The sequence below is a fragment of the Mycobacterium sp. E3339 genome (assembly GCF_001666915.1).
Lineage (GTDB): Bacteria > Actinomycetota > Actinomycetes > Mycobacteriales > Mycobacteriaceae > Mycobacterium.
Genome location: NZ_LZIZ01000230.1, coordinates 1 through 10,657 on the forward strand (window position 1 = coordinate 1; position 10,657 = coordinate 10,657).

9 protein-coding genes are annotated in these 10,657 nt (G+C 68.5%); 5 read left to right on the forward strand and 4 right to left on the reverse strand.

The window, feature by feature from the left end:
• On the reverse strand, positions 1-151 hold a 151-nt coding region (locus A5702_RS22105; protein ID WP_156669712.1), incomplete at its 3' end, for a TetR family transcriptional regulator.
• A 99-nt stretch (positions 152-250) separates the two neighbouring features.
• Here A5702_RS22105 and A5702_RS22110 point away from each other — a divergent pair.
• The 3 genes from A5702_RS22110 to A5702_RS22120 are packed head-to-tail and all read left to right on the forward strand — an operon-like array spanning position 251 to position 4,351.
• Positions 251-892, forward strand: a complete 642-nt coding sequence (locus A5702_RS22110) for a TetR/AcrR family transcriptional regulator (protein WP_068223760.1) — start codon at positions 251-253, stop codon at positions 890-892.
• Between the two features lie 49 nt (positions 893-941).
• Positions 942-2,738, forward strand: coding sequence for an NAD(P)/FAD-dependent oxidoreductase (locus A5702_RS22115; protein ID WP_068223762.1), 1,797 nt, complete (start codon positions 942-944; stop codon positions 2,736-2,738).
• Positions 2,735-4,351 (forward strand): NAD(P)/FAD-dependent oxidoreductase, encoded by a 1,617-nt coding sequence (locus A5702_RS22120; RefSeq protein WP_068223765.1) that lies wholly within the window; start codon positions 2,735-2,737, stop codon positions 4,349-4,351. Before A5702_RS22115 ends, A5702_RS22120 begins: the two co-directional genes overlap by 4 nt.
• On the opposite strand, the gene A5702_RS25980 is transcribed toward A5702_RS22120, so the two are convergent.
• Together A5702_RS25980 and A5702_RS22130 are read right to left on the reverse strand one after the other, a co-directional pair.
• A complete protein-coding gene (locus A5702_RS25980; RefSeq protein ID WP_082956157.1) occupies positions 4,235-5,392 on the reverse strand; it encodes a Zn-dependent alcohol dehydrogenase in 1,158 nt (385 codons plus the stop codon). The genes A5702_RS22120 and A5702_RS25980 overlap by 117 nt on opposite strands.
• Positions 5,393-5,477: 85 nt before the next feature.
• On the reverse strand, positions 5,478-6,875 hold the full coding sequence (locus tag A5702_RS22130) for a DUF2252 domain-containing protein (RefSeq protein ID WP_068223770.1): 1,398 nt from the start codon (positions 6,873-6,875) through the stop codon (positions 5,478-5,480).
• Between the two features lie 171 nt (positions 6,876-7,046).
• Between A5702_RS22130 and A5702_RS22135 the strand changes: the two genes are divergently transcribed.
• Together A5702_RS22135 and A5702_RS22140 are read left to right on the forward strand one after the other, a co-directional pair.
• Positions 7,047-8,114 (forward strand): sulfate ABC transporter substrate-binding protein, encoded by a 1,068-nt coding sequence (locus A5702_RS22135; RefSeq protein ID WP_068223772.1) that lies wholly within the window; start codon positions 7,047-7,049, stop codon positions 8,112-8,114.
• A gap of 16 nt (positions 8,115-8,130) precedes the next feature.
• Positions 8,131-9,897: a SulP family inorganic anion transporter gene (locus tag A5702_RS22140; RefSeq protein WP_067823299.1), complete on the forward strand. Its 1,767-nt coding sequence runs from the start codon at positions 8,131-8,133 to the stop codon at positions 9,895-9,897.
• A 10-nt stretch (positions 9,898-9,907) separates the two neighbouring features.
• Here the strand turns inward: A5702_RS22140 and A5702_RS22145 are convergent.
• On the reverse strand, positions 9,908-10,657 hold a 750-nt coding region (locus tag A5702_RS22145; protein ID WP_068223773.1), incomplete at its 5' end, for an SDR family oxidoreductase.

Consider the following 10,657-nt stretch of genomic DNA (forward strand, 5'->3'; position numbering starts at 1 on the left):
CGCTGGTGACGTTCGCGGTGCGGGCGATCTCACGGATAGTGGCGCGGGAGTAGCCCGCCGTGGCCACACAACGCATGGTGGCCACGATGATTCGCTGGCGGGTGTCCTCGCCGCTGGCGCCCACCGGGCGTCCCCGCTGCGCCCGCGTCACCGTGCTCCGCCCACTCGCGTGTCCTGTCCGCCGGGCCTCGAAGCCCGACAGCATCGAATATAATCGACTGATCGATTAGCCCGGGGTTCGCGGAGGCAAATGAGCGTTCTGCCGTCACAGCTGGGGCGCCCGGTGGGCGCCGATGGCGAGCAGACCCGCGCGCGCGTCATCGCCGCGGCGATGCGGTGCGTGGCCGAGATGGGCTACTCCCGCGCCACTATCCGTGAGATCGCCCGCACCGCGAACGTCACCAGCGCCAGCCTCTACAACTACTTTCCCAACAAGGCCGAACTGATCAAGGCCGCGATCGCGGCGCGAACCGACGTCGCGCTGCCACGGCTGCGGGCGGCCGCGGCGCGATCCGGCGACGCCGTCGACCGCATCGAGGCGGTGCTCGACGAATCGGGCCGGTTGATGCGCGAGTATCCCGACCTCGCCGCCTTCGAGTGGGTGATCCGCGCGCAGGGCACCGGGGCGCTGCATCCGCACCTCGAGGCCGGCGCGGGATTCCAGGCGTTCCGCGAAATCATCGAGGGCGTCATCGACGAAGCCGTCCGAGGCGGCGAGCTCCCGGACCACTGCGATCGGGACAGCGTGGTCGAGGCGGTCTACGCGCTCATCTATGGGCTGGTCGAGCTGGCCGCCACGTCGCCGCCCGGGGACTACCACGCCGCGCTGGACTCGGCCAAGAAGATGATCAGGGGAACGTTGTTCAGCCGGGTCGGTCGAAGCCGGCCTTGATATGATCAAGCGATTGATTATATAGTCGGGCCCACGAGAGGATCGGGTCGTGACTGAGACCGTTGGCGTGCCGTTCGACGTGGACGCGCTGCGGCGCAAGTACGCCGAAGAACGCGCGCGGCGACTGCGCCCGGATGGCATCGCGCAGTATGTGGAGATCGCGGGCGCGTTCGCCCACTTCGCCGACGACCCCTGGGCCGACGGGCAATTCGCCCGCGAGCCGCTGACCGACGACGTCGACGTGGCGATCATCGGCGCCGGCTTCGGCGGGCTGTTGACCGGGGTGCGGCTGCGCCAGCTCGGCGTCGAGAGCGTGCGCCTGATCGACAGGGCGGCCGACGTGGGTGGCACGTGGTACTGGAACCGCTACCCGGGTATCGCCTGCGACGTCGAGTCCTATGTGTACATGCCATTGTTGGAAGAGCTCGGCTACGTCCCCAGCGAGAAGTACGCCAAGGGGCCCGAGATCTTTGCGCATTGCCAGCGTATCGCCCGGCGCTACGGCCTTTACCGCGACGCGTGCCTGCAGACCGATGTGCGCGAGATACGTTGGGACGCGCAGCAATCGCGCTGGATCATCCGCACCAACCGCGGCGATCAGATGCGGGCGAGGTTCGTGTCGATGGCCAACGGTTACCAGGCCAAGCCCAAGCTGCCCGGCATCGAGGGCATCGGCGCGTTCCGCGGGCACGCCTTCCACACCAGCCGGTGGGACTACGCCTACACCGGGGCGAATCTGGAACATCTCGCCGACAAGCGCGTCGGCATCATCGGCACGGGCGCAACGGCGATCCAGTGCGTCCCCCACCTTGCCAGGGCGGCGCGGCGCCTCTACGTCTTCCAGCGCACGCCGTCGTCGGTGGACGTGCGGGCCAACCGCGCCACGGATGCGCAGTGGGCCAGCACATTACGGCCGGGCTGGCAGCGCCAACGCATCGAGAACTTCCAGATCCTCACCGCCGGCGGCCAGGCGGAGGAGGACCTCGTCGCCGACGCCTGGACGAGCATCACGCGCAAGCTTCCGGTGATGCGGCATGACGGGGACGGCGTCGTGGACCCGGCACAACGCGGACGCGACATCGAGATCGCGGACTTCGCCAAGATGGAGGAGATCCGGGCGCGGGTCGACGAGATCGTCACCGACCGGGACACCGCGGAGGCGCTCAAACCCTGGTACGGGTACTTCTGCAAACGGCCCTGCTTCCACGACGAGTACCTGCAGACGTTTAACCGCGACAACGTGACCCTGGTCGACACCCGCGGTCGCGGGGTGCAGCGCATCACCGAGTTCGGCGCCGTCGTCGACGGCGTGCCCTACGAGCTCGACTGCCTGATCTTTGCAACGGGTTTCGAGGTGGGCACCGACTACTGCCGCCGCACCGGGTTCGAGCTCATCGGCCGCGGCGGGGTGTCGTTGACGACCGATCACTGGTCCGACGGGGTGCGCACCTTTCAGGGCCTGTGTACCACGAACTTCCCGAATTGCTTCATCGAGAGCATCGCCCAGGCGGGCCTGACGGTGAACTTCCCCTACCTGCTGGACGTGCAGGCCACCCACGCCGCGTGGATCATCGCCTGGGCACTCGAGCATGGCGTCACCGAAGTGGAGGCCGCACCCGCCGCCGAGGCCGCCTGGGTGGACACCGTCGTCGCCCGCTCGACCGCCAGCGCCGAGCGGTCCCAGACGTGCACCCCCGGCTATTACAACCGGGAGGGTAAGGCGGACAACAAGACTCGGCAGGGCAGCTTCTTCTTCGGCGCGCCGACCGAGTACGCCGACATGCTGCGCGCCTGGCGGGCACGCGGTGATCTGGACGGCTATCTGATTCGCGGGGCCGGGCCGTGACCAGCCGCCGGGCCCGCTGGCGCTATGGCGTCGGCCGCCTGCGGGCCGCGACCCGGCGCCGGCGGCCGCCCAGGGTGGCCATCATCGGCGCCGGCTTCGGTGGCCTCGGCGCCGCCGTCGCGCTACGCCGGGCCGGCATCGACGATCTGGTGATCATCGAGAGCGACGACGGCGTCGGCGGCACCTGGCGGCGCAACACTTATCCCGGCGCGGCGTGCGACATCCAGAGCCATCTCTACTCGTTCTCGTTCGCGCCCAACGCATCCTGGAGCCGCACCTACGCCCGGCAACCCGAAATCCTGGCCTACCTCGAATCGGTGGCGGACGATTTCGACCTGCGCCGGCATCTGATGCTCGGCACCCGGGTGCGCTCGCTGTGCTGGACCGGCGGGGCCTGGGAGTGTCGGCTGGACCGCGCGGGCGGCAGCGCCAGCCTGACCGCGGACGTCGTCGTGTGCGCCGTCGGATTGTTCGGTGCGCCCAGGCTTCCCGACATCGCGGGCCTCACCGACTTCACCGGTGCGCTGATGCACACCGCGCGGTGGGATCACCATGTCGACCTGGCGGGCAAGAAGGTGGCGGTCATCGGCACGGGTGCGAGCGGGGTCCAGGCGGTTCCAGAACTGGCCAAGATCGCCGATCGCGTGAGCGTCTTCCAGCGGACGCCGCCGTGGATGGTGCCCAAGGACGATCGGCCCTACAGCGCAACAGAATTGGCAACGTTCCGCCGCGATCCCCTTGCCGTGCGCCGCACCAGGTGGCAAATCTGGAAGTTCCAGCACGACAACACGGCGACCTTCGCCGACGACCCCGTCGTCACCGCGCGCACCCAGGTCGCCACGTCGTTCTTGGAGCGCACCGTTGCCGACGAGCGGCTGCGCCGCGCGTTGACGCCGGACTACCCGTTCCGGTGCAAGCGGGTGTTGCTGGGCGACGAGTTCTACCGCGCGCTGCAGCAGGACAACGTCGAGCTGATCACCGACCCGATCGAGCGGATCGGCGAGTCATCGGTGCTCACCACGGCGGGCCGCGCGGTGCACGCCGACGTGATCGTGCTGGCGACGGGGTTCGAGACGTCGCGCTACCTGTCGGGCATCGACGTGATCGGGGCGGGCGGACGGCGGCTGCACGAGCGGTGGGGCGACGACCCGAGCGCGTACCTGGGCGTCGCGGTGAGCGGCTTCCCGAATTTCTTCATGCTCTATGGCCCCAACACCAACCAGGGCGGCAACTCGATCGTCTACATCCTCGAGGCCGGCGCGCGGCTCGTCGCCAGCGCGGTCAGCAGGGTTGCGCGCAAGGGCGGCCACGTGGACGTGCGCCCCGAAGCCGAAAAGCGCTACAACGACAGCCTTTCCGCGGACCTCGAACGCACCATCTGGACCCAGTGCGACAGCTACTTCCGGTCGCCCAGCGGGCGCATCGTCACCCAGTGGCCGTACACCGAGCTGGAGTATGCGCGGCGGACCTGGCGGCTGCGGCCGCGGGACTGGCTGCTAGGCAAGGCCGAAGTCGATGACTCCGCGGATCAGGCGGCCGGCAGCCAGGTCGGCGTAGGCGTCGTTGATGTCGTCGAGCCGGTAGCGTCTGGTGATCATCTCGTCGAGGAGTAGCTGACCCGACTCGTACAGCGTTGCCAGCAGCGCGATGTCGCTCCTGGGGTTGCACGATCCGAACACCGTGCCGCACAACGTCTTGTTCATCAGGATGAAGTCCTGCAGCGCGACGGCGATCGAGTGCGTGGCCGGCGCCGGGAGCCCGGTCAGCACGCAGGTGCCGCCCTTGCGGGTCAGCGCCAGCGCCGCCCCGACGTCGGTCTCGCCGATCATGGCGGGGGAGACCACGACCGCGTCCGCCAGCACGCCCCGGGTCAGGTCCCGCACCAGCTCGAGCGCGTCGGCCGCGGTCGTGGCCGTGTGGGTCGCCCCGAACCGGACGGCCGAGGTGCGCTTGAAGTCGCTTACGTCCACCGCGACGATGCGGGCCGCGCCGCTGATGCGGGCGCCCTGCACGGCCGCGGTGCCGATTCCGCCGGTGCCGATCACCACCACCGTGTCACCGCCGCGCACCCCGGCGCGCCGCGCCGCCGAGCCATACCCGGTGGGAACCGCGCAGGCCAACAGCGCGGCGGGCACCAGCGGAAAGCTCGGATCGATCTTCACCAGTGAATTCGCCGCCACCACAGTGTGTTCGGCAAAGGCGCCGATTTTGGACACGTGGCCGAGGTTCCGCCCGTCGCGCGTGTGATGGCGGAAGGTGCCGTCGGTCGGCATGCCCGGCGCGAGCGTCCCCGACCCGGTGTCGCACAGGTACTCCATCCCAGAGGCGCACCATCGGCACCGGCCGCAGACCGCTACGAACGACGTGACGACGTGATCGCCCGGCGTGAACTCGTCGACGCCGGGCCCGACGTCGACGACCACCCCGGATCCCTCGTGGCCGCCGATCGTCGGAGACATGGCCGGTAATCCCATGGCGCGCAACGTCTCCGGGGGCGCGGCGAGGCGGCCCTGGCGGATGTGTTCGTCGGAGTGGCAGAGGCCGGCGGCGGCCAGCCGCACCAGGACCTCGCCGGCCTTGGGCGGATCCAGTTCGAACTCCTCGACCGACCACGGGCTGCGGTAGTCGTGGAGGATGGCCGCGCGGCTTCGCATCGCCTCGTGCCGCCTTTCTGCCGGGCGCTCACAGCGACACAAATACTATCAATTGATTGATTACCGACCCGGGTCGGCGGACGGGTTACCGGGCGGCGCCCGCGGCCACCTCGATGTCGCCGGCCGCGGCCGCGGCCCGCAATTGGTGGAAATCGTCGAGCGACTTGTCGGCGTACGCGTAGCACCACTCGGCCACCGCGTCGTGCACCGTGGCGCTGGTGCCGACGTATCCGCGCAGCAACGACGCGTTCGCGCTTTGAGAATGCGCCCGCGCCAACAGCACCGCGCAGGCGGTGACGTAATCGCGAAAGGTTGCGGCGCCCATGCCCTCGGTCTCCACCGTGCCCTTCATGTCATGGAACTGACGGACGTAGTAATCGCTGCCGTCCTTGCGGGTGGCGCCGAGGAACACGTCCGACATCGCCTGCAGCATTCGCTGGCCGTCCACGACGCGGACGCCCTGACCCTTGGCCTCGACGGCGGCCGCAAGGGTGGCGGGCTGGCGCCAACCGCCGTATTCGTCCAGCACCGATCGGGTCGCCTCCTTGATCTGCAGAATCAGCGGGGTGCGGTTGGGGCCCACCAGGATGACCAGGTAGCAGCGCGTGCCGACGCTGCCCACGCCGACCACCCGCAGCGCCATATCGGTGACGCGAAAGTGCGACAGCAGCAGCGCGACGTCGGCGGGGACGGTGGCCAGATATTCTTGAATGGATTCCATCAGCACGGCTTCGACGTCCTCGTCGACGTGCTGCAGCACCGGTGGGGCCTCCCGTAGCCGCGGTGTGCCGTCGGCGCCAATCTCGGTGAGCTGTTTGAAGACTCGCACCGATGTCCGGCGGCGCGCCCGGGATGCCGTTCGATGGATCACTCCGAGCAGGCCCTTGGACACCTGCACGGCGTGCCGCTCTGGTTCGACCCGCAGGTAGTAGCGGTCCAGCACGTTCATCGCCAGCATCGCCTGCAGGCTGGTTTGGTAGCCGACCAGCGCCTGCTCGACGCAGCGGCGGATGGCCCTGGCACGGTAGCCGGCGTGGCGGCCGCCGACGATCGCGCTGGTGATCAGGCGTTTGACGTCCCATTCGGCCGGCGCGACGGCGGCCTCGTCGAAGTCGTTCAGGTCGAACACGATTGAGCGGTGCGGCGCCGCATACATGCCGAAGTTCGATATGTGGGCGTCACCGCAGCACATCACTTCGATCCCGCTCGACGGGCTGGCGCCGAGGTCGGCGGCCATGACCGCCGCCGACCCGCGATAGAACGAGAACGGATCTGCAAGCATTCGGGCGAACCGCAGCGGCACGAGATCTCCTAGGCGACCGGTGTTTTGCGCCACCAGGATTTCGGTTGCCAAGCGGTCGGACGGAGTCAGTTGCGCGAGGGTGCGCCGCGGCACGGTCTTGCGCAGCGCGCGGCCGCGTGCCACGTCCCGGTCGGGATCTTCCAGATCGATCAGGCGTTCGCGCAGCACCGGTTGCGGCATCCGCTCAGCATAGGTAGCGAGGCCACGGCCGCGGTCGGCTTTGACGCCCCCGACCACGGGCGTACTTATTTTCAGCCTGATTCTCACCGCTGCACCCCGACGGGCCGATCGTTAACATGCTTAAAAAGTTTGGTGCCAGAAGAACGGCCATTGCCGCGGGAGGACGCCTGGATGCTGGACGCGCGTCCGAGACTCCCGCGGTGGCGGGTCAACTGGCTCACCGTCCTCGGCGTCGTGGCCATCGTGGTCGCGGCCGGGGCGATCGCGGTGAAGAACGTTTCCCCCCAAGGGGCCAACCGGATCCTCAACGTTTCCTACGACCCCACGCGCGAGCTCTATGCCGCCATCGACCGGACATTCGTCGCGCAATATCGCGCGCAGACCGGAATCACGCTGGATATCAAGGAATCTCACGGCGGGTCGGGGCGGCAGCTGCGCAGCGTGCTGGACGGCAGCCAAAAAGCCAGCGTGGTGTCGCTGGCGCTGATCAGCGACATCGACACGCTGAGCAAGCGCGGGCTCGTCGCGACCGACTGGCAGCGGCGGCTGCCGAACCGTTCGGTGCCGTACACGTCGACCATCGTCTTCGTCGTCCGCAAGGGCAATCCCAAGGCCGTGCGCGACTGGCCCGACCTGATCAAGGGTGACGTGTCCGTGGTGACCCCAAACCCGCGCAGCTCGGGTAACGGTCAGCTCAGCGTGCTGGCGGCCTGGGGCTCGGTGACCACCCGCGGCGGCAGCCAGGCCCAGGCGGCCGACTACGTGCGGACGCTGTTGCGGCACGTCGCGGTTTCCGACGCCGGCGCCCGCAGCGCCGGCGACAGCTTCACGCTGGCCAGGGTCGGCGACGTGCAGCTGACGTGGGAGAACGAGGCGCTGCGTGAGGTCGCGGCCAACCAGGACGAACTCGAGCTCGTCTACCCACCGGTCAGCATTCTCGCCGAGCCCGCGGTGGCGTGGGTGGACGCCAATCTTGCGGACGCGAAGACGGCGGGCTACGCGAAGGCCTACCTCGACTACCTGTTCACCGACGCGGGCCAAGAACAGGCGGCCCAGTACGGCTACCGACCGTTCAAGCCGGAAATCCTTGCCCGGCACGCGGATCGGCTTCCTCCGCTGGCCCTTTTCCCGATCGGTGCCATAGCCAAGGACTGGGCCGACGCGCGCGAACAGTTCTTCGGCACCAACGGAATCCTCGACGCGATCTCCGCGCCGCCCGGCGCGGTGTCGGGAACATAGCGAAGACGAGCACACGGTGGCCATCGGTTTCAACTACGACCTGGTGAAGGGCCGGCATGACGTGATCGCCGGGCTCACCGTGGCCGCGATCTCGTTTCCTCAGGCGATGGCGTACGCGCTGATCGCCGGGGTGGATCCCCGGTTCGGCGTGTATTCGGCGATCGTCGTGACGATCGTCGCCTCGGTCTTCGGATCTTCGTCGCATCTGATCAACGGTCCGACAAGCGCGATCTCGCTGCTGGTGTTCACGGCACTGGCGTTCATCGATTCCGAGAACGCGACCGAACTGTTCGAGGCACTGTTCCTGTTGGCCGTGCTGGTCGGCGCGTTCCAGATCGTGATCAGCTTGTTCAGGCTCGGCAACCTGACCCGCTACATCTCCGAGTCGGTGATCATCGGCTTCATGGCGGCGGCGGCGTTTCTGCTCGCCATCGGCCAGCTGGGCAACGCGCTCGGCGTGCGGGACAAGGGCAACGGCCACATGCAGGTTTTGCGCCGCGTGTGGCTGACATTGGCGCACGGTGACCACATCAACTACCGTGCCCTGACGCTGAGCGCCGCGGCGGTGGTGCTGGCCGTGGTTCTGCGGAAGTTGGTGCAGCGCTACCGATGGCCGCAGATCGACATGCTCGCCGTGCTGATCCTCACCGGGCTGGTCGCCTATCTCGCGGGCTGGTCGGTTCCGGGCTCGAACGGGCACACCGCCGTCGCGGTGGCCGCCAAGATCCCGCGCAGCCTGCCCACCGCGCACGTTCCCGAGGTGCACACCGACTGGCTGCCGCACCTGTCGAGCGGCGCGCTGGCCATCGCCTTCGTCGGCATCATCGAGGCGCTGTCGATCGCCAAAGCCATTGCCTATCAAACCAACCAGCAGATCGACTACAACCGGCAGATCATGGCCGAAGGGCTGGCAAACCTCGCCGGCGGCTTCTTTCAGAGCCTGCCGGGCTCGGGGTCGCTGTCGAGGTCGGCGATCAACTTCCAGTCCGGCGCCCGCACGCGCTTCTCCGGAATCGTCTCGGCCGCAACGGTGGCCGCGGCGCTGCTGATGTTCGCGCCGTTGCTGCGGTACGTCCCGCAGGCGGCGCTGGCCGGGTTGCTGCTGGTGACCGCCGCCCGGCTGGTCGACTTCAGGCGCCTGGTCTACACGCTCAAGGCGTCGAAGTACGACGCCGGGCTCGTCATCGTGACCGCGTTCACCGGCGTGGCGATCGATCTGGACAAGTCGGTGTTGCTCGGTGTGGTCCTCTCGATTCTGCTGTTCGTGCCGCGCGCGGCGAAGCTGAAGGCCAGGGAGCTCGTCGTCACGCCCGAACGCGTTGTGCGGGAACGCATCCCCGGCGACCCGGTTGATCCATCGATCGTGATCTACGACCTGGAGGGCGAGTTGTTCTTCGGTGCAGCACCGGAACTCGACCGCTACCTTTCCGAGATCGGCCGACGGGTCGCCGACGACGGCCTCACGTTCGTGGTGTTGCGGCTCAAACGGGTGCGACATCCCGACGTCGTCTGCATCGAGCGCATCGAGCATTTCCTGCGCGACGAGACCGCGCGCGGGGTGACGATCCTGTTGGCCGGCGTGCGCCCGGACACCCTCGGCGTTTTGCACAACGTCGGGTTCCAGGGTTGGTTCCCCGCCGAGCAGGTCTTCCCCGAGGAGGACGAGGAATTCTCGGCGACGCTCAAAGCGGTGCGCTACGCGCACAACAAGAGCGATGTTCAGTCGCCCGTCACCACCCCGCCCGAACTCGCCCCGCACCCGGAGCTGTACTACCTGGTCTGACCCGACGGGCTCAGCCGGCGGCGGCCACCCGCGCCCGCTCGGTCATCGACGCGATGACGCCGCCGTCGTTGAGGATGTCGGTGCCGGTGAGGTAGCCCGCCTTCTCGCTGGCGCAGAACGCGAGCAGCTCGGCCATCTCCTCGGGCTTGCCCCACCGCGGGACCGCGGCGTTGGTCACCATCGCGCCGGCGCCGGCCTGCTCTTCGAGCCTGCCCATCTCGGTGTCGATCGAGCCCGGCGAAACCGAGACGATGCGCAGCCCGCGGCCGTTGAATCTTTCCGCCTGGGACTGGCTGTACCACTTGACGAAGCTCTTGCTGACCGCGTACGCGATGCCGGATCGCGCCTCCTCGGGCACGATGTTGCACGTCGTCATCAGGGCGTCCAGGAAGGCGCCGGCGTCGTTCAGCGCGAGCGGAAACTGGTCCACCGGAACCATTTCCGCGGGCAGGATGTGGGCCGCCATCGACGCCACGTTGACGATCGCGGCGCCCTCGCCGGCCTCGGCGTAGAACGCCTCGTTGACGTTGAGCGTGCCGATCGCGTTGGTCCGCATGACGTAGTCGGCGGGGCCCATGCTCGGGCTCACCCCCGCGGTGTGGATGACCGAGGCGAGCCTGCCGAGGCCCTTCGCGGTGTCGAGCAGGCCAGTCACCGCGCCCCGGTCGGTGACGTCGCAATTGACCGCGGTGGCGTTCGCCCCGAGCTCTCCCAGGGTTGCCGCCGCGGCCTCCAACCGGTCCTGCCGAACGTCGCAGAG